Annotated in this window: 19 protein-coding genes; 13 read left to right on the forward strand and 6 right to left on the reverse strand. The window is 38.8% G+C overall.

Translation table 11 applies throughout. The annotated features are described in order from the left end of the window. Positions 1-48: 48 nt before the first annotated feature. Complete coding sequence (locus SKC36_RS11835) at positions 49-228, reverse strand: hypothetical protein (RefSeq protein WP_459466019.1); 180 nt, start codon at positions 226-228, stop codon at positions 49-51. 714 nt (positions 229-942) lie between these two features. Here SKC36_RS11835 and SKC36_RS11840 point away from each other — a divergent pair. From SKC36_RS11840 to SKC36_RS11865, 6 genes are all read left to right on the forward strand, one after another. After that, positions 943-1,266 (forward strand): DUF3467 domain-containing protein, encoded by a 324-nt coding sequence (locus SKC36_RS11840; RefSeq protein WP_130924388.1) that lies wholly within the window; start codon positions 943-945, stop codon positions 1,264-1,266. A gap of 114 nt (positions 1,267-1,380) precedes the next feature. Then, entirely contained in the window at positions 1,381-2,835 is a 1,455-nt protein-coding gene (locus SKC36_RS11845; RefSeq protein ID WP_459466020.1) for a tagaturonate reductase, read from the forward strand. A gap of 231 nt (positions 2,836-3,066) precedes the next feature. Further along, complete coding sequence (uxaC, locus tag SKC36_RS11850; protein WP_459466021.1) at positions 3,067-4,470, forward strand: glucuronate isomerase; 1,404 nt, start codon at positions 3,067-3,069, stop codon at positions 4,468-4,470. Positions 4,471-4,473: 3 nt separating this feature from the next. Then, positions 4,474-5,484, forward strand: a complete 1,011-nt coding sequence (locus SKC36_RS11855) for a PfkB family carbohydrate kinase (protein ID WP_459466022.1) — start codon at positions 4,474-4,476, stop codon at positions 5,482-5,484. A gap of 2 nt (positions 5,485-5,486) precedes the next feature. Then, a complete protein-coding gene (locus tag SKC36_RS11860) occupies positions 5,487-6,149 on the forward strand; it encodes a bifunctional 4-hydroxy-2-oxoglutarate aldolase/2-dehydro-3-deoxy-phosphogluconate aldolase (protein ID WP_459466023.1) in 663 nt (220 codons plus the stop codon). A 21-nt stretch (positions 6,150-6,170) separates the two neighbouring features. Further along, positions 6,171-7,448: an MFS transporter gene (locus tag SKC36_RS11865; protein ID WP_459466024.1), complete on the forward strand. Its 1,278-nt coding sequence runs from the start codon at positions 6,171-6,173 to the stop codon at positions 7,446-7,448. 48 nt (positions 7,449-7,496) lie between these two features. On the opposite strand, the gene coaBC is transcribed toward SKC36_RS11865, so the two are convergent. Continuing rightward, positions 7,497-8,726 carry a bifunctional phosphopantothenoylcysteine decarboxylase/phosphopantothenate--cysteine ligase CoaBC gene (coaBC, locus tag SKC36_RS11870; protein ID WP_459466025.1) on the reverse strand — a complete coding sequence of 410 codons (1,230 nt, stop codon included), beginning with the start codon at positions 8,724-8,726 and terminating at the stop codon, positions 7,497-7,499. 30 nt (positions 8,727-8,756) lie between these two features. Between coaBC and panC the strand changes: the two genes are divergently transcribed. Beyond that, a complete protein-coding gene (gene panC, locus SKC36_RS11875; protein ID WP_459466026.1) occupies positions 8,757-9,635 on the forward strand; it encodes a pantoate--beta-alanine ligase in 879 nt (292 codons plus the stop codon). Further along, positions 9,613-10,428 carry a 3-methyl-2-oxobutanoate hydroxymethyltransferase gene (gene panB / locus SKC36_RS11880; RefSeq protein WP_459466027.1) on the forward strand — a complete coding sequence of 272 codons (816 nt, stop codon included), beginning with the start codon at positions 9,613-9,615 and terminating at the stop codon, positions 10,426-10,428. The genes panC and panB overlap by 23 nt, the downstream gene beginning before the upstream one ends. Here the strand turns inward: panB and panD are convergent. Continuing rightward, positions 10,425-10,775 carry an aspartate 1-decarboxylase gene (panD, locus tag SKC36_RS11885; protein ID WP_459454916.1) on the reverse strand — a complete coding sequence of 117 codons (351 nt, stop codon included), beginning with the start codon at positions 10,773-10,775 and terminating at the stop codon, positions 10,425-10,427. The genes panB and panD overlap by 4 nt on opposite strands. A 69-nt stretch (positions 10,776-10,844) precedes the next feature. On the opposite strand from panD, the gene SKC36_RS11890 reads away from it, so the two are divergent. The 5 genes from SKC36_RS11890 to SKC36_RS11910 all read left to right on the forward strand — a co-directional run bounded on the left by SKC36_RS11890 (position 10,845) and on the right by SKC36_RS11910 (position 15,457). Continuing rightward, positions 10,845-11,594: a type III pantothenate kinase gene (locus SKC36_RS11890; protein WP_459466028.1), complete on the forward strand. Its 750-nt coding sequence runs from the start codon at positions 10,845-10,847 to the stop codon at positions 11,592-11,594. 288 nt (positions 11,595-11,882) lie between these two features. Beyond that, on the forward strand, positions 11,883-12,683 hold the full coding sequence (locus SKC36_RS11895; protein ID WP_459466029.1) for a UDP-2,3-diacylglucosamine diphosphatase: 801 nt from the start codon (positions 11,883-11,885) through the stop codon (positions 12,681-12,683). A 1-nt stretch (position 12,684) separates the two neighbouring features. Further along, on the forward strand, positions 12,685-13,872 hold the full coding sequence (locus tag SKC36_RS11900; protein WP_459466030.1) for a glycosyltransferase family protein: 1,188 nt from the start codon (positions 12,685-12,687) through the stop codon (positions 13,870-13,872). Between the two features lie 98 nt (positions 13,873-13,970). After that, a complete protein-coding gene (locus SKC36_RS11905; RefSeq protein WP_459466031.1) occupies positions 13,971-14,348 on the forward strand; it encodes a DMT family transporter in 378 nt (125 codons plus the stop codon). 41 nt (positions 14,349-14,389) lie between these two features. Continuing rightward, the gene (locus SKC36_RS11910; RefSeq protein WP_459466032.1) at positions 14,390-15,457 is read left to right on the forward strand and encodes an alkaline phosphatase; all 1,068 of its coding nucleotides are present in this window, start codon (positions 14,390-14,392) and stop codon (positions 15,455-15,457) included. Here the strand turns inward: SKC36_RS11910 and SKC36_RS11915 are convergent. From SKC36_RS11915 to SKC36_RS11925, 3 genes are all read right to left on the reverse strand, one after another. Then, on the reverse strand, positions 15,448-15,888 hold the full coding sequence (locus SKC36_RS11915) for a GNAT family N-acetyltransferase (protein ID WP_459466033.1): 441 nt from the start codon (positions 15,886-15,888) through the stop codon (positions 15,448-15,450). The two genes, SKC36_RS11910 and SKC36_RS11915, sit on opposite strands and share 10 nt — an antisense overlap. Before the next feature lie 280 nt (positions 15,889-16,168). Then, positions 16,169-17,500 (reverse strand): T9SS C-terminal target domain-containing protein, encoded by a 1,332-nt coding sequence (locus tag SKC36_RS11920; RefSeq protein WP_459454923.1) that lies wholly within the window; start codon positions 17,498-17,500, stop codon positions 16,169-16,171. Positions 17,501-17,559: 59 nt separating this feature from the next. Beyond that, the gene (locus SKC36_RS11925) at positions 17,560-20,352 is read right to left on the reverse strand and encodes a TonB-dependent receptor (protein ID WP_459466034.1); all 2,793 of its coding nucleotides are present in this window, start codon (positions 20,350-20,352) and stop codon (positions 17,560-17,562) included. Between the last annotated feature and the right edge of the window lie 118 nt (positions 20,353-20,470).

The raw sequence follows: 20,470 nt of genomic DNA on the forward strand, positions 1-20,470 counted from the left end.
TTTGAAAAATCAGTGGGTAGCGATCATTTTCTACCAACATGATGATAATCAAATGGAGAATAAAATCGCCAAGGCTACTAAAACATAGCGAGTATCTACCCAAAAATAAGTGAAGGGTATCCAATCCAAAGCCTTGATAAAATCTACTAAGGTGCCCATGCAAGACAACAACACGATAAAGAAATTCATGTACCAGGAGGTCCAACGAAAGCGAAGTAAATTTTCCATAAGTTTTCCTTTTAATGTAAACTCAGCACTATTCCCGCCAAGTGTAATGATTTCTTTTCCTTCGCTTTTGTTCATTTCCCTTAACCATATTGGATTTTTTACCAATAATTAAATATCCAGACTGGTGTATGATTGGATTAATAAAATCAAGTCTTTCCTCCCTTTTATTGATTTTAAAATTCATCAAGGGACTCGGGAGCAGCAACTTTCTTGAATGAGCTGTACTATCCGAAAAATAAAAAAAAAGGACTAGCGTAATCATGATTATATCCAAAACCCAAAAAGTATACTTTCCCATTATCTGTTGCTTGTAAACACGTAAATCTTACCTTCCATCAACTCTTTTTTTATCTCTTTGTATTTGAGGGCAATCAAGAGTGCCATACACGTAAATGCGACGATAAGTAATTTTCCAATGAAATTTTTCATGTGATTAAAGGTTAGGCTGTAAATCAAAAAACTGGTTGAAAAAATTCTGCATTAAATAGTTGAACAAATTTGTCTATTTGCTGATGAAAGTTTCTTGCGAAATAGCAAGAAATGAGATTTACATGAACGAATATCAATTATATGATATAAATAGGGAGGCACTTGCTTAGCTTTTTAGACTTAAATTGCTTTGGCATATATCAATCAAATTATACTAGGTAAAAGATGCTTATACGCACATTATTCCTAATAATTCTTTAAATTTAAGCTTCCTATTTTAATGCTATGAAAAATCCCAATCCAGAAGAAAATCAGTTGAACATTGAATTACCAGAAGAAATTGCTGAAGGAGCTTATGTTAACCTGGCGCTGATAGCTCATTCTCCCTCAGAATTTGTCATGGACTTTATTCGTATTTTGCCTGGAATTCCGAAAGGAAAGGTAAAGTCCCGGATCGTCATGACCCCTGATCATGCTCAACGTTTATTGATGGCTCTTCAGGAAAATATTCAACGCTATGAAGAGGCATTTGGTCCCATTGCTAAGGATTTAGATAACCCTGGTTTTCAATTTCCGATGAACTATAATGGCCCCATAGGCGAAGCGTAAACGTTTGCGGAATCATTCCTTTAAAATAGAGCTTAAATTTTCTACATCTATTGGGTAAATACCCCTACTTTTCTGCTTTAGAAAGGTATATTAACCTTTTTTATATTAATGGCCATGCCCATTCTCAACCAACAATTAGTCAGTCAAGGAGCATTTAATACACAGCTTCCCCTGCAATATCCCTCTCCGGAAGTATTTAGCTATCCAGAGAAAATTCTTCAATTTGGAACAGGTGTTCTGTTGCGTGGTTTATGCGATTACTTCGTTGATAAAGCCAATCGAAATGGCGTTTTTAAAGGGCGTGTTGTTTTGGTAAAATCAACCTCAAAAGGAGGAGCGGATGCTTTCGAAGCACAAGATGGATTGTTTACACATTGTATCAAAGGAATTGATGAAGGGAAAGAAGTGGAAGAATATTTGATTAATTCTTCTATTTCCCGAACATTGACCGCCTCTAAAGAATGGGATGCCATTGTGGCCTGCGCTAGCAGTCCTGATATGCAAATTATCATTTCCAATACCACGGAAGTTGGTATACAATATGTTGCCGGTGATGCTATCTCAGGTGGCTGTCCTAGCTCTTTCCCTGCTAAATTATTAGCCTTCCTTTATGCTCGTTGGCAGCATTTTGGCGGCACTAAAGAATCAGGCATGGTGATTATTCCCACTGAATTAATCATCAACAATGGTGATGTATTGAAAGATATTGTCCTAAAACTAGCCCAGGACCATCAGCTTCCTGAAGAATTCATGCAATGGATTCAAAGTGCCAACCATTTTTGTAATTCATTAGTCGATCGCATTGTGCCTGGAGCTCCTGATGCAGCTACAAGCTCAGCTATCTGTGAACAATTAGGCTATCAAGATTCCTTAGTTATTATCTCTGAGGTGTATCGTTTATGGGCTATTCAAGGTGGAGCAGAAGTTAAAAAAATCTTAGGTTTTGCTTCGGCAGATGCAGGAGTGGTAATTGCTGAGGACATAGAAATTTACCGCGAATTAAAACTTCGCCTGTTGAACGGTACCCATACCCTCATGTGTGGAATGTCTTACCTCTTAGGATTCCGTTTGGTGAAAGATGTAATGAGCAATTCCTATTTGAGCAAATTGGTCATGAACCTAATGCTGACCGAATTGGCACACTCCATTCCCTACAAAATGGATTTTAAAATAGCCGATCGCTTTGGGCGTTCTGTTTTGGACCGTTTTAAGAATCCGTTCATTAACCATAAGTTGATTGATATTACGGTTCAGTATACCACCAAAATGAGAATGCGTAATATTCCATTATTGGTCAATTATTACCAAATATTTGGCAAAGCACCTGAACTTTTTGCCATGGGTTTTGCTGCCTATTTACAGTTCATGCATGCAGTTAAAGTAGAGGATGGTAAATATTTTGGAGAATGTAATGGGGAGTTTTATCCCATCCAATGCGACTATGCCGCTTATTTTTTCGAGGCATGGAAGGACTTAAATCTAACAACATTATTGGCAGATGAGAAAATCTGGGGGCATAATTTAAGTGCTTTGCCAGGCTTTGAAGATGCGGTGAAGAAATATTTATAAGGAAGAATGTAGAATTTAGAATGAAGAATGTAGAATGTAGAATGTAGAATGAAGAATGTAGATTGTAGAATGAAGAATGTAGATTGTAGAATGAAGGATTAAGGTATCTGGGATTGGGGAATTCGGTTGGGTTACTAGAAAAATGCTTCTACGAAAGTAAAGTTCCACCCAAAAAATTCTACATTCTACATTCTTCATTCTTCATTCCTCATTCTACCATAATTAATTAGTATGAAAGCTTTTTTAAACGAAGATTTTTTATTGCAGTCGAGCACGGCGCAAACATTATACCATCAATATGCGGCACAAATGCCCATCATTGATTACCATAACCATTTGGTTCCGCAGCAAATAGCAGAAGACAAGCAATTTGATAATATCACGCAAATCTGGCTATATGGTGACCATTATAAATGGAGAGCCATGCGGGCACATGGGGTAAATGAACGCTACATCACAGGAGACGCAAGTGATGAAGAAAAATTCATGAAATGGGCTGAAACAGTTCCCTATACCATGCGTAACCCTCTATATCATTGGACTCACTTGGAACTACAACGCTATTTTGGTGTGACGGAAGTCTTGAATGCTGAATCGGGAAAGCGTATTTATGATCATTGTTCTGCCCTGTTACGCAGTAAAGAATATTCGGTTCGCAATCTCTTGAGAAAAATGAATGTGAAGGCACTTTGTACGACTGATGATCCCATTGATAATTTAGCCTATCATCAAGCCATTGCGGCGAGTGGTTTCGAAATTAAAGTATTACCTACTTTCCGCCCAGATAAAGCCATGGCAGTGGATGATGAATTAAGTTTCATTGAATACATCAATGCCCTAAGTGAGGTCACCGGCAAAGCAATTAATCACCTACAAGATTTCAAAGATGCAATTCAAGAACGCCACGATTTCTTCCATTCAGTAGGCTGCCGTTTGAGTGATCATGGCCTAGAACATATCTATGCAGAAGACTATACAGAAGAAGAAATAGAATTGATATTTTCCCGCCTACATTCGGGTAAAACCATCAATAAAAAAGAGAAATGGCAGTTTAAGTCAGCCATGCTGGTGTTTTTTGCACATTTAGATCATGCCAAAGGATGGACACAGCAGTTTCATTTGGGTGCCTTACGAAATAATAATAACCGACTTTTAAGTAGTTTAGGGCCTGATACAGGTTTTGATTCCATCGGGGATTTTGAACAAGCAAAATCTTTGTCGAAATTTTTAAATACACTGGATACCACCAATCAACTGGCCAAAACTATTTTATACAACTTGAATCCAAGAGATAATGAATTGTTTGCGACCATGACGGGGAATTTCCAAGATGGAACGATTGTCGGGAAGATCCAATTCGGTTCAGGTTGGTGGTTTTTAGATCAAAAAGACGGCATGGAAAAGCAAATCAATGCTTTGTCGAATATGGGATTGTTAAGTCATTTTGTAGGTATGCTTACGGATTCCCGTAGTTTCCTTTCATTCCCAAGACATGAGTATTTTAGAAGAATACTTTGTAATTTGATAGGTCAAGATGTAGAAAATGGCGAATTGCCAGCAGATATGGATTGGTTAGGCAAATTGGTGAAAGACATTTCTTATACCAATGCCTCCCAGTTTTTTAATTTTGAATAAAGCATGAAAAAAGTAGTTACGTTTGGAGAAATCATGGGGCGACTAAGTCCTCCAGGATACGGGAGAATAGTACAGGCGCAATCGCTGAACTTAACCTTTGGCGGTGGAGAGGCAAATGTTTCTGCGGCTTTGGCGCATTTGGGAATACCCGCTGCCCATGTGACCAGATTTCCAGATCACGAAATGGGCCACGCTGCCACTTCCTATTTCAGAAAAGTGGGGGTTGATATGCAGTATGTTCAATATGGTGGTAATCGTTTGGGATTGTATTTCACGGAATTTGGAGCAGCGATGCGCCCAAGTAAAGTGGTTTATGACCGAGCAGATTCCTCCTTCGCTCACCTTGATCCTAAAGAATTTAATTGGAAAGAAATACTAAAAGAAGCCCAATGGTTCCATTGGACGGGCATTAGTCCTGCCATATCTGAATCAGCTGCACAGGCGTGTCGGGAGGCTATCAAGACGGCAAATGATTTAGGTATTACGGTTTCTGCTGACGTCAATTACCGTAAAAACTTATGGCAATATGGCAAAACGGTACAAGAGGTTATGCCCGATTTAATTGCAGGATGTGATATCATTGTTTGTGGGAAAGGGGATGCCGAAGACATTTTGAACATTGTTCCAGATGGCAGTACCAAAAGTGGCTGGGAGTCCATTTGTAAGCAAATCATGGCCAAGTTTCCTCGAATTAAAAAGATTATCAATACAAAAAGAGGTCAAATTTCTGCCTCTCAAAATACCTTGTCGGCCGCTTCATACAACGGGAAACAAGTATTAAAATCAGAAACAGTAGAAATTAGTCAAATTGTAGATAGAATTGGCGGGGGAGATGCTTTTATGGCTGGGTACATTTATGGGAATTTAATCCTAAAAGATGAAGCTAAGTCATTGTCCTTTGCCGTAGCTGCTTCCGCATTAAAACACACCATTGAGGGGGATATTAATTTAGCCAACCTAGATGAAATAGAAACCGTCATGAAGGGAGACCTGACAGGACGACTAAAACGATAACCATGGCAAGAAATTCTTCCGAAGTTGTATACCAACGCATTCAAGAGACACCCATTGTCCCATTATTTTTTAATGCTGATTTATCCATCGCAACTAGCGTATTAAAGGCTTGTTATGATGGAGGAATCCGTGTTTTTGAATTTACCAATCGTGGTAAAGAGGCTCCTTATATTTTTGCGAAAGCCATGGAATATGTGGAAAAGGAATGCCCTGATTTAGTCTTGGGAATTGGAACAATTTACGATGCCAAGCAGGCGAATGAATTCATTCAAATGGGAGCTGATTTTATGTTACAGCCTTTCACGACAGAAGCGGTAGGTGAGGTTTGTGGTAAACATGATATTCCATGGATGCCTGGAGCTATGACCCTAACTGAAATTCGTCAAGCTGAAATATGGGGAGCCAAAATTGTTAAAATATTCCCAGGTAATGTGGTGGGTCCAGCTTTTGTGAAGGCGTTGAAAGGCCCTATGCCTAATACCCAAATCATGGTAACTGGTGGAGTAGAGCCAAATAAAGAGAGCTTGAGCACGTGGTTTAATGCAGGTGCTGCTGCGGTAGGTATGGGATCTCAATTATTCCCGGCAGATTTGATTGCTAAAAAAGATTATCAAGCTATAGAACAAATGATTGCCCAATTAATATCAACTTACCGGGAACTGTAACCCAAACAAAACCTCATACTTATGGAAATAGGAAAATACCGTTGGAAAATTTGCGCATTGCTTTTCTTTGCCACGACCATCAACTACCTCGATAGGCAGGTAATTGGTTTATTAAAGCCGGTTCTGGAAGATCAATTTAATTGGTCAGAGACCGATTATTCCAACATTGTCATTACATTCCAAGCGGCTTATGCTATCAGCTTACTCGGTTTTGGTGGTATTATTGACCGTATCGGAACAAAATTAGGCTATTCGATTTCCATTGTAGTTTGGAGTATAGCGGCCATGTTACATGCTTTGGCAACTGGGACCATGAGCTTTGCCTTCATGAGAGGATTATTAGGTTTGGGAGAAGCAGGTAACTTTCCTGCCGCAATCAAAACCGTAGCGGAATGGTTTCCTAAAAATGAAAGAGCTTTGGCCACGGGAATATTTAATTCGGGTGCCAACATCGGTGCAGTAGCAGCCCCCATTTTAGTGCCTTGGATTTTAGGTGTTTATGGTTGGGAGATGGCATTTATCGCGACAGGAGCAATTGGATTTATCTGGTTGATTTTCTGGTGGTTATACTATGAAGTTCCGTCCAAGCACAAAGAATTATCAAAAGCAGAATTTGATTATATACACGCAGATAAAGACGAGAAAGACGAGAATCAAGAGCCAGTTAAATGGGCAAGGTTATTTGGCTTCCGCCAAACTTGGGCATTTTTCTTTGGGAAAATGTTAACAGATCCAATCTGGTGGTTTTTCCTTTTCTGGTTACCTTCTTATTTCTCCGAGCGTTTCCAATTAGACTTAAAAAAACCAAGTTTGGAATTGATCATCGTTTATACAGCTACCACGGTAGGTAGTATTGGGGGTGGTTGGTTATCAGGAAAATTAATTAACCTAGGCTGGCCTTCATTTCGTGCAAGAAAAATCACCATGCTTGGTTTTGCCTTAGCCGTAGTACCTATTATGTTAGCCCGCTATTGCGATAATATTTGGCAGGCCGTGGCCTTAATATCCTTGGCTGCAGCTTCTCATCAGGCTTGGAGTGCCAATATTTATTCGATCGCCACAGACATGTTCCCAAAGAAAGCTGTTAGTTCAGTGATTGGAATAGGTGGAATGGCTGGATCCGTGGGGGGTATTTTCTTCCCAATGATTGTCGGATCCTTATTAGATAAATATAAGTTATTAGGTAATATCAATGATGGTTATAATATCATCTTCTTACTTTGTGGAAGCGCCTATGTATTGGCTTGGTTAATCATTTATTCATTGGCCCCTAAATTGGAAACGGCTAATATAGACTAATCCAAAACAAATTTCATCAAGCGTGCTGAGCTTATCGGCACGCTTTTTTTATGTCCATTTTTGGAATAAATCCACTAAGTCATGAGCCAGTTCATCCTTGTGTTTTAAGCCAAAGGAATGGGTCTCTCCTAAGGCTGTATAAACAGTAACTTGATTCGTATTTATGCCAAATCCTGCACCAGGCACCTTTAAGGAATTTAAAACGATGGCATCTATTTTTTTACGATGAAGTTTTTCTAGGGTGTTTGCCTCCTCATTTTCTGTTTCCAGAGCAAAACCTATCAAATGCTGATCGGGCCGTTTTTGAGATCCCAAAGTTGCCAAAATATCATGGGTCTTTTCTAAATTCATCGTTAAGGCATTTTCCTTTTTCTTGATTTTCTCCTCAGCCCTGTTTGCTGGTCGATAGTCTGCTACCGCAGCCGCCATGACAGTCCAATCAGAAGAAGGAAATTCTCGTAAGCAAGCCTCTTCCATTTCCTTGGCAGAAGTAACAGGAATCCATTGAATACCTGAAAAGGTTGGTTTCAAAGCCATTGGACCAGCAATAACGGTCACCTCCGCGCCTTGTAAATAAAAAGCCTCTGCCAAGGCAATACCCATTTTCCCTGAAGAGTGGTTGGATATATACCGAACAGGGTCAATGGCCTCTTGGGTAGGCCCTGCACTTATCAATACCTTTTTCCCTTGCCATCCCCTACCCCTACCTATATTTTCAATTAAAGCAGCGACTATCTCTTCCGGTTCAGCCATTCGACCTTCTCCATGTAAACCACTGGCTAAAAAACCTGTATTTACAGATAGAATTTGATTCCCAAAGGATCGTAGCTTCGCCAGATTTTGCTGGGTGGAAGGATGTTTATACATGTCCTCATCCATGGCAGGCGCAATGAAGATAGGACAACGGGCAGATAAATAAGTAGCCAAAACGATGTTGTCACAAAGGCCATTGGCCATTTTACCTATGGTATGACATGTGGCAGGGGCAATGACATAAGCATCTGCCCAAAGGCCTAATTCCACATGATTATTCCAAACATTATTTTCATGAAAATCAATCCAAACGGGATGATTAGAAAAGGTAGATAAGACCAAAGGTGAAACAAAATCTTTAGCAGATTGCGACATTACTACACGTACCTCAGCCCCATTTTTTTTCAAAAGACGAACTAACAGTATGGCTTTATAGGCAGCAATACTGGCACTAATTCCTACAATGATTTTTTTACCCTGTAACATAGCATTGGAAAAGGTCGGCAAGTAACGAAATTTGCTCAAAATAAGGTAATTTTAAGCCCAAATTTGACCATGAAGATATTTGAAACAAAACTAGCCCTGCAAGATTTCATCGATGAATGTCGGTCGAAAAACGCTAGCATTGGATTCGTTCCTACCATGGGAGCATTGCATGAGGGGCATATGTCACTTATCAAAAAATCCAAAGAAAGTGGAGCTATTACGGTGTGCAGTATTTTTGTAAATCCAACCCAATTCAATGACCCAAAGGATTTTGAAAAATATCCCAAAACGATTCAAGAAGACTTAGAAAAGCTTGAAAAAGCGGGTTGTGAGCTTGTTTTTCTCCCTAGCGTAGCCGAGATGTATCCACAAGGAATGAATCAATTGCCCCAATATCCATTAGGTCGATTGGAGGAATTGTGGGAAGGAGCTCATCGTCCAGGACATTTTCAAGGAGTTTGTGTGATTGTTCATCGCCTGTTAGAAGCGGTTCGTCCGGATATTCTGTTTATGGGAAGTAAGGATTTTCAACAAGTAGCAGTCATCCAACACTTAGTAGCAAACTATTCATTTGAACCGCCAATAAAATTGATCTCCTGCGAAACCATTCGTGAGGCCAGTGGATTAGCCATGAGTAGTAGAAATGTCCGACTTAGTGAGGAACAAAAAAAACAGGCACTAGCTATTTATCAAGGCTTTGATATTATTCGAACCGCTTTGGCAAAGCAAGCGCAAGTAAGTATCGCTAACTTGGAGAAAAACTTTGAGCAACAACTACTTGATGCGGGATTTGACTCGGTAGATTATATTGCTTTTGCTGACCCTAACACATTAGAACCAATTACTGATCTCTCTCAAACCTTTGTTGTTTTAGTAGCTGCCTTTATCGGGGGTGTTCGCCTAATCGACAATCAACTATTTACTCATGAGCTATTTAAAAGAGTTTAAAAAAATCACCACACAAAGTCTTCAAATCATGAAAAAGCAAGGAGAGAAAATCTCCATGCTGACCTGTTATGATTTTTCTATGGCCAAACTTTTGGATCAATCAGGGGTGGATGTTTTACTGGTGGGTGACAGTGCCAGCAATGTGATGGCTGGGTATGAAACAACTTTACCCATTACCTTGGAACAAATGATTTATCATGCTCAATGTGTAGTTAGAGGTACAGATAGGGCATTGGTGTTGGTGGATTTACCCTTTGGTTCCTATCAATCCAATAGTGAAATTGCATTGTCCTCAGCTATTCGAATCATGAAAGAAACGGGAGCACATGCCATAAAGTTAGAAGGGGGTCAAGAAGTGATTGAAAGCATCAAAAAAATTGTGAAGGCCGGAATACCTGTCATGGGGCACCTTGGTTTAACGCCACAAAGTATCTATCAATTTGGTTCTTATGGGGTTAGGGCCAAGGAAGAAGATGAAGCAAATTTATTAATAGAAGAAGCCAAAATGCTAGAAGAAGCAGGTTGTTTTGGCCTTGTATTAGAAAAAATACCAGCTGCATTAGCGAGGCAAGTGAGTGAAAGTTTACATATCCCCACCATAGGCATAGGGGCTGGAAAACATTGCGATGGGCAAGTTTTGGTTATGCATGATATGTTGGGAATCAACACCGAGTTTAAACCCAGGTTTTTGCGCCGTTATTTAAATTTGGGAGAATTAATCCCCCAAGCTGTGAAAAACTATGTCGCGGATGTAAAAAACCAAGATTTCCCGAATGAGGCAGAGTCCTATTAAGCTAAACGATTTTGGGCGTTAGGAAACACAACGGTTGGCTGAAAGGTTTTTGCGGCTTCAAAGTCCATCAAGGCATATGAAATAATGATGACTATATCCCCCACTACCGCTTTTCTGGCTGCAGGACCATTGAGGCAAATGATACCGGAGCCTCGTTCCCCTTTTATCAAATAGGTTTCAATTCGTTCACCATTATTGACATTGACTACTTGAATTTTTTCATGTTCCAGCATGTTTGCAGCATCCATTAGGTCCGCATCCATGGTTAAACTTCCTACATAGTCAATATTGGCTTCTGTAACGGTGGCACGATGCACCTTTGATTTTAATATTTGTATTTGATACACCTTGTTGGTTTTTGAGAGTGTGCAAATTTACGAAAAAGAAATATTTAACTTTGTTAACTAATCAAATGAATGATGGTACTTTGCTTGGATTTCGGTAATTCTTCTTTAAAATATGCGTGGTTTGAGGCTGAGAAAATAAGGCACACGGGAACCATAGCAGTAGCCAATAAGGAATCAATATCAAATATTTGCCAAGGCCACAAAATCGAGTCCATCATACTAAGTAGCGTCATAGATCTTCCTGCTGACCTAGTAAATTTCTTAAAGAGGATCGCTCCATTTCACCAGCTTAATGCTTCTTCTTCAAGTTTGGTTAATTATTCTAAATATGATAAGTCGACCTTGGGGGTGGACCGTATAGCATTGGCAGAAGGGGCCCACATGCTTTACCCAGATCAGGCAAATGTAACAATTTGTTTGGGAACCTGCATCACTTATAATTGGGTCCTTGATGGTTTTTTTACATCAGGGGCAATAAGTCCTGGGCTGATGATGAGGGCAAAATCCATGCATGATTATACGGCTCATTTACCTATGATTAGCCCTCAAATGGACTTCCCCCTATTGGCTAACTCGACCTACGGGAATTTATTGGCTGGTACGATGTTTGGGATGTTATTAGAAATTCAAGGTTATATTACAGAAATAAGAAAAATCAAACCTTCCGCTAAAATTCTCCTTTGTGGCGGCGATGCCCCTTACTTTATTGAACGACTTAAAGGATTAGGTGTTCAATATGAGGCTAACCTAATTTGGAAAGGTTTAGCGGGATTGGGGAAATTAAATTTAGGGCTTTCCAGCAACGCTGTCAAGGTTTAAAACCTTGACAGCGTTAGGCAAATCTACTATTTTTCAATTCATATTCACTCCAGTTTGTTGATAAAATCAACTATTAAACAGGTAGTTTATTTTATTAAAAAATTACCAATAAACAGATTGGATTAGATGTTTAAAAAAGCAAAATTGGCTTGAGGGAACCAACGCTGTCAAGGTTTAAAACCTTGACAGCGTTAAGAATTTTAAGCTAACATTTAACCAAAGCTTAACTCCCTCCTAACATAAGCCTCTGCCAATCCACGTAGTTTTGATACAGAAAAACTACGCAATATGAGCGTTTCCTACCAACCCACTTACAAGACCATCGTTATTTCCGATTTACATTTAGGAAGTAAGGGTGCCAAGGCCAAAGAGATCAATGAATTCTTAAAAGCCTATTCCTGCCACCAACTCATTCTTAATGGGGATATCATAGATGGCTGGCAATTAAAAAAAGGAGGCGAATGGAAGAAAAAACATACCGGGTTCTTCCGGGCTGTGTTGAAAATGATGGATAGGTGGGATACGGAAGTAATATATCTTAGAGGCAATCATGATGATTTTTTAGACCAAATAATTCCCTTAAAAATCGGAAAACAGTTTTCAATTCGCCGAGACTATACCCTAAAATCCTTTGGGAAAAAATACTTTATCACACATGGCGACATATTTGATAGTATCACTAGCCAAATGAAGTGGCTTGCCTATTTAGGAGACATTGGATATACTTTTTTATTATGGGTAAATAAATGGTACAACTACCACCGTCAAAGACAAGGCAAGCCCTATTATTCCTTGTCACAGACCATCAAACAAAAGGTTAAAGCAGCCGTCAATTTCATCTCCGATTTTGAGGAAAAACTCGTCGAACTAGCCATTGCCCAAGAGGCAGATGGTATTATCTGTGGGCATATTCATAAAGCAGAAATCAAACAAATCAAGGGTATTTCCTATATGAATTCCGGGGATTGGGTTGAATCATTAAGCGCCTTGGTAGAGACACATCAAGGAGAATGGCTTCTACTTCAGTATCCTGATTTTGATTTAAAATCAGAATTAAAAGAAATCTTACATGATCAAATGACCCTCTAATATGGGAAAGTTTATATTTACGGTTCAAGGGGAAGGAAGAGGTCATCTGACCCAAGCCATTTCACTAAGTCAAATCGCTCAAGAGGCGGGTCATGAAATCATTGCTTACGCGGTGGGATCTACTAACATGCGTACTATCCCCCGTTTTTTTACGGATTTTATTGGGGACAAACCCCTTTTGCAATATGAAAGCCCTTCGCTTTGTTATGGAAATGGGAAAGCGGTTCAAGTGGGAAAAACAGCCCTACAAGCATTTCTTAAATTTAGAACTTATTGGAAAAGTGCCAGTGAATTAGCCGCATTTATCGAGCAATACCAACCAGATGGCATTGTCAACTTTTACGAATCCATTACTGGATTATATCAATGGAGAAATAGGTCTAAAAATCCCTGTATGTCCATTGGGCATCAATATTTATTATTAAATCGCCATTTTGAGAGTATCCCTGAAAAAAAATTAGACCAATTTTTCCTGAATTTAAATACTCAAATTACAGCGATTGGTTCCAAGAAAAAACTAGGTCTTTCCTTTCTTCCTTTAGAAAATGACCCCCAAAGAAATATCGAAGTTATACCCCCACTGCTAAGGAAAGAAGTAAAAGATTTGCAGGCAAAACAAGGGGGAAATTGGTTAGCATATCTGACACACTATCGATTAGCCGAAGATATCATGTCTTGGTCTATACAAAATCCAGCTATTAGGTTAGATTGTTTTTGGGATCATCCAAAACACAAAGAAGTTTATCAATTTTCGGAAAATTTAACCTTTCATCCCATCAATGCGGAAAAGTATCTAGAAAAAATGTCCGAATGCGCTGGTCTAATTTCTACTGCGGGCTTTGAATCGATTGCTGAGGCTATGTATTTAGCCAAACCAACCATGATGGTCCCTGTTCCCAACCATATCGAACAGATGATCAATGCCTTTGACGCATCTAATGCAGGAGCTGGAATAGCGACTAAAACATTCGACTTAAATCAATTCAAAAATTATCAACAAAAGCATCAAACCGATTACACCAACTATCAAAATTGGATTCAAGAATCTCCCCGATTAATGGACTTTCATTTGAGAGAACTTATTCAATCTAGACCAGTTCAAAAAAATGATTGGAAGTCTATTTTTTCGAAGCGAATCAATTGGACTTTGCCTAAAAATAATGGTGGGCTTTCCTTTCCTAGGGCCTAAAATCAGGCAACTCTTCTGCTTAAAAATAGAATTTCTAGGCTAAAGCTTAGTTATTGGTATTCGATTTTAGGAACTTTACCCTATTGTCTACATCCCATATGATTAAACCTTGGATTTACCTATTAATCGCTTCCATTTTTGAAACAGGATGGACTTTTTCATTAAAGTACATGAGCTTTGGAAGGCTGAAAGATGCTTTTCAACAGTATCCCCTGTGGTCTAAAGGCTTTGGAGTTGAGTTCTTCCCTTTACTTGGTTATATATTTTTTGGGGTAGCCAACATTTATTGCTTGTCGGTGGCGTTTAAAGATATTCCAACTGCAACTGCCTTAGCCGTTTGGACGGCATGTTCCCTGATTTTAGTCAAGCTGTTTGATGTGTTTTATTTTAAAACTCCTACCAACCTCACGGAGGTATTTTTCATGAGTTTAATTGTAATAGGCATCATTGGCTTAAAAAAATTTGCGGCTAGTTGATCTACATTTAAATTATTTTAAATTTTTACCCTACTTAGCGTATGAAAAAAATATATTTCCTTTTCTCCTTAATTTTTCTCTCAACTACATTATTGGGGCAAAAACCTCGTATTAAAAACATTATTTTTTTAATTGGAGATGGAATGGGCGTTAGTCAAATTTATGCTGGCCTAACCGCTAATAAAGGTCATCTGGCATTAGAAAGAATTCGACACATTGGATTTCATAAAAACCAAGCTACTGATAATTATGTGACGGATTCAGCAGCTGGAGCTACGGCCTTTTCAACGGGAAAAAAAACCTATAATGGCGCTATTGGTGTGGATGCCACTCAAACTCCTCAGGTAACGCTTTTGGAATTGGCAGAGAAGAAAGGGCTCGCCACCGGTTTGGTCAGTACGGCAGATATTACCGATGCTACCCCAGCCGCCTTCATAGCACATCAAATCAAGCGGAACATGCATGATGAAATTGCCAAAGATTTTCTAAAAACCGATGTGGAAATAGTTGTAGGAGGCGGTAGAAAAAGCTTTGACCAAAGAAAAGATGGACAAAATTTACTGGATTCACTCAAAGCTAATAAATACCAAATCGTGGAAACTAAAGCTGAAATGAATCAGATTAAACAAGGGAAGTTTTACTACCTCTATGCGCCTGGAGATCCTATTAAATTCAGTGAAGGTAGAGGTGAGGTCTTATTGGATGCGACTAAAAAATCCTTGGAATTGCTTTCTAAGAACAAAAAAGGATTTTTTGTGATGATTGAAGGTGGGCAAATTGATTGGGGTGGCCATGCCAATGATGCCAATTATGCTGTCACAGAAATGGTCGATTTCAATAAGAGTATTGCAGCAGCCTTAGATTTTGCGGAAAAAGATAAAGAAACCTTGGTAGTCATAACTGCGGATCATGAAACTGGAGGCATGGCACTACTCGGTGGGGACATGACAACTGGCGAGGTAAAAGCCTCTTTTATTACGAAAGGACATACCGGACAAATGGTGCCAGTATTTGCTTTTGGTCCAGGTTCAGAGGTTTTTCAAGGTATTTATCAGAATACCGCCATTTTTGACAAAATGAAAGCCGCTTTACGCCTATCTCAAAAATAGATTGTAAACTTTTCATGTGAATTTTTAAAGCCCATTGCTTCATAAAAAGCGTGGGCTTCTTTTCTTCGTTTATTCGAGGTCACTTCAATCGATTTCACGTCCTTGTCCTTCAGCTCAGATTGAAGCGCCTCAATTAACAAGCTCCCCAATCCTCTACCTTGATAACTGGCAGTAACTATCAATTCTTGAATTTCATACACCATTCCCCCATGATGCAATAGATTTTGTCCAATGGCGCTTAAAAATCCTAAAACAGATTTAGTTGAATTTTCAATAACTAATAAAATAATATTACTGTTGATTAAATATCCTTCTAAAATTTGTTGAAATACAATTGGATTAAATTGCCTATTCTCTAATTCCTCTAACAATGATAAAATTTCCCTCGCATCCTCCAATGTACCTCTCCTAATTAGAAATTCTCCTTTCATATGTTTACAATTTTTGTAAACATACTAATCTTCAATTAATTAAGACTTTTAATTTTCAGAATCCCCACTCAGAAAGGTACAGTTTACCAAGAAATTGATACAATAGTCTAAATAATAAATCGTTCTGTCTGCGCCCAGCTACGCAACGCTGTCAAGGTTCCAAACCTTGCCAGCGTTAAGAAAGCGCAGGCAGTTTTCTATAATTCCCTATTACTCCAATAAACAAGAAATGCCGAAAGGAATCCTTTCGGCATTTTCTGAATTACACCAATATAAAATCTTAGTAATCTGTATTTTGTGGATCCCAATTTGTCCAACCCTCAGTCCAATCCGTAGTTCCAAAGGCTCCAATATTAGTATTTGCCTCAAAACCAGCAGGTAAGCTAACTCCCGCTCCCAATAATTTAGAAGTGGATGTCAAGGCTAAACTTGGCTTTCCTTGTAGACGATTATAGCCCGCTGTTAAACCTAAGGTTTCTGCTGCTACACCAAACTGGTTTTTGCGTGATGCATCTTTCAACAAAGTTTCATCACCAGTTACGATAGGCTTCAACATGCCTGTTACTACTAATCCTGAAAGAACATTCTTACCAGTTACAAAATTATTTTGAGACGCAGTACCCTCTAACTCTAAACCACCTTTAGCTACCCATCCACCTACAAACAAACTATTAATAACTGAAATAGCTGAATTTCTTCTAATTCGCATAGCTGAACGATATTTTTTATCAACCGTTCCATCAGCAATAAACGCACTCACATTGGCAAACTTGGCACTTGTCTGAGGCGTAGCATCTGATCCTGCCGCATCATTATCTGATTCAAATGCATTACTATCTGAGCAAGAACATTGATCCGCTACTTGTGGGTCACGAATGGATAAAGCATATTGAACATTACCACTATATCCCCAGTCCGTATCAAAATCATCATCTAAATTTCTATAGGACACCAAGTGCTTTGCGTTTACATTACCGCCAAACCACTCAAATGCATCATCTCCATTGTAAGAAACCTGTACATAATCAATCTCCGTTCCTGATCCTACTCCGCCTAAAGTCAATCCATTGATTTCCTTATCTGTTTCAAAGGCAATTCCAGCAAATTCAATACGTACATATTTTAAAACACCTGAATTATCCGTATCAACTGTTCCTCCAAATGTAGACACGTTTTCTCCCTCAATCGTTGCTGGCGTTTTATTCACACGTGCATTGCCCAACATAATTAAACCACCCCAATCACCATAATTTCTAGAACCTTTTGCCTGTGCCGAAGTAAATACGATAGGCTTAGCTGCCGTTCCTCTAGCAATTAATTTAGCTCCTGGTTTAATAATTAAGGTACCTTTAGTGATTTTATCCCCCAAGATAATGGTACCTGGCTCTACCGTTAAAATCGCACCAGATTCTACATATACGAATCCTTTTAACAAATATTTTTCAGACTCTTTCCAAGTAGTATTAGCTGTGATTTTTCCTGTAACCTCCACTACCTTGCGGTTTGTAGGGGCAGGGACTGTAATTTCTACCTCTGAATCGTTTTTTGTACAAGCCGACAATCCTATGGCAGCTGTAAGCAAACAAGCGAAAATGACACGTAATTTTTGCATGAATTTGTTTATTATATGTTTTTAATTGTTACTACTTATCATTTTTCCTTGTGCCCTCACTAAAACTTCATGGTAATTCCCATGGTAAAATAGCTACCACGGTGATACTCTTGGTATACACCATCCTTGTCAGAAATTTCACCATCGCGGTTAGTATCCTGCACTAAAGAAAACTTCTGGTTTAATAAATCTTGAATCGCCAATTTAAAATCAATCTTTTGTGTCAATGCTTTCGTAATATTGATATCAACCACATTTCTAGGCATTTCATAAATGTCCGCCGACAATTGACTATCACCAATGACGAAGATTCGCTTACCAATCACATTGTATAATATATTGGCCTGCCATCCTTTATCCGCATTCTCATAAAATATACCTGCATTAATTAAATAAGGCGACTGGCCCTGAAGATTACGGTTCAACATGTTGTCAGACTGTCCCGCACGAACATTACTATTGATCAATGCTGCGTTGAATAATGCTACCCAATTCGGTGCTAATTGCTTTCTAATTTCTAATTCCACTCCAGTACTAGTAGCCTCTGTCGCATTATCTACTGTAAAGGCCACTGTACTACCATTGTAGAATACCTTTGACTCAATAGGATTCAAGAACTTTTTGTAAAATACCGCTACTGAAATCAGTTCTGATTTAGACGGATATAGTTCATATCTTACATCAAAATTATTGATAGTCGCATTTAATAATTTTGTCTTATCAGCTCTTGGGATAAATCCAGTACGAGTAACATCGTACACGAAGTCATAGTAAGTAAATGGCGCTAACTCGCGAAATTCCGGGCGGTTTACCGTAGAGCTATAAGCAAAACGTAATAAGTTTTTGGTAGTGAAGTTATAGGCCAAGTTCAATGATGGAAGTGGACTAAATACAGGGTTTGTTACCTTAATTGGCACCCCTGAACCTCTCTCTTTACTTTGCAATTCTTGGTTATTATACTCTCCTCTTAAACCGATAGTTGCATTTAATTTATCCCCAATCGGTAAATACAATTGAGCATAAGCAGCTCCAAAAGTATTTTGCGCAGTATATTTATCTTCAAAGTTGGTTCCTACTCCATAGTAGATGGAGTTTCCTCCTAAATTACTTGGGTTAAAGAAGCTAGTAGGATCTTGTTTTAATAATGAATTATCTGAGGATAAACGATTTGGGTTCGTAATACCATACCAACGGTTTGAAAATGCTCTCTCTTTGTATTCAGTATAAATACCCGCACGGAAAGTCGTTCTTAATTTTTCGTCTTCATTTTCCTTCAAAATACGATCAAAGTCCACCCGTGTGGTATAAATAAACTCCTCTACATGAGAGAATGAACGGGCTGATTGCTGTAAAGTAGGGCTGTCTGATTGCTGTAAATCAAAGGTAAATGGACCGGTAGAATTTCTCTCTCTACTTCTCGTATATCTTCTATAATCAGGCTCTGTTCTGTAGGTATAGCCCAAACCAGTAATCCATTTCAATTTACTAGTTGCCGACAATTCATGTGTTCCACTCAACTGGCCAGAATAGATGGATCGTTGCTCGTAGCGGAATGAGGCATTATTCAAATCAACGTTCTCATTATAGCCATTACGGAAAACTGTTTCTTTAATCCCTATTTGGTTGAATAAATTGCGGAACTCTAACTTATTGTTCGGATTTAAAATCAAGGCCCAATTGGACATCATACCAATTCGAACATTTTGCGACAAAGATTGATCCTGGTAATATTTCTCTGTATCTCCCAAGAAAGTAAATCTTCTCTGCTGCATCTGGAAGGCCTGATTGGTATTGGAATAATTCACATACGAAAAGTTCGTCAGCTCCTTATCTCCCATAAACCAGCGGTGAGCAAAATTTAAATTTCCCCTAAAATCAGGTAATACGTTTTTATCTTCTACTTGATAAAAGGCAGGTAAATTTCTAAAGTGCGAAATAACGGCTTCTGTATTTCCCGCTGTAGCAATACTATTTCTGGATGGGAATCCCGCTGGCAACTGACGTCCGCCATCATCATATCCTAACCAATCTGTTTTACCTCCTACATAAGACATGGCCTTTTGTGCTGTTGTTCCTGAGCGATAACTCGTAGAAAAGCTAGCCGAAAATGAATTTCCATCTGGAACCGTTTTGGTATAAATCTTGATGGCTCCTCCACCTAAATCACCCGGCAAATCAGAAGATGCTGATTTAAAAATCAACATACGATCGATGATTGAACTAGGAATTAAATCAAATGAAAAAGCCTTCGAATCTACCTCCGTGGATGGAGTAATGATATCATTTACCAGTACCGTGTTATAACGTTCATTTAAACCTCTAACCACCACAAATCTTTCATCAAATATTGAAACACCAGGAATTCTACGTACCACTGCAGAGGCATCCCTGTCTTGTGTTTTTTGAATCTGCTGTCCTGAAATACCCACCGCAATTTGCTGCAATTGTCTCGTTTCAGTTAATACTGCTACTTCCGATGTAGTAATTTTTTGAGCCTTAACCACGACGTTGGCTAGGGTTTTGTTGTCCTCTTGTAAGGAAACCGTAATGATGGTCTCTTTTCCTGACTCAACACGAACATTAGGAATTTGTTGAGATTGGTATCCCACCGAACTAACCACCAATTTATAAATTCCCGCAGGAACTGATGTTAATTCAAAATTTCCTTCAATACCCGTACTAGCTCCTATGGTCAACCCTTCTAGACGAATGGTTGCTCCAATAACCGGCTCCTTAGAAACAGGGTCTGAAATAGTCCCTTTAATCTTTCCTACTTGGCCAAAAGTATGGCCAAAAGACGCCAACGATACAAAAACGATTAATAAACTTCTAAATAATTGGTGCGTATTCATTTGCATTTATATTGATTACGGCACAAAATTACCTGCATTCAATAGGCTCATGGTTAACACGGTATTATCTATATGTTTCCTTATTGTTAAATAATTCCAAAAAATTTAACGATTTCGT

This window comes from Aquirufa sp. OSTEICH-129A, from assembly GCF_054558355.1.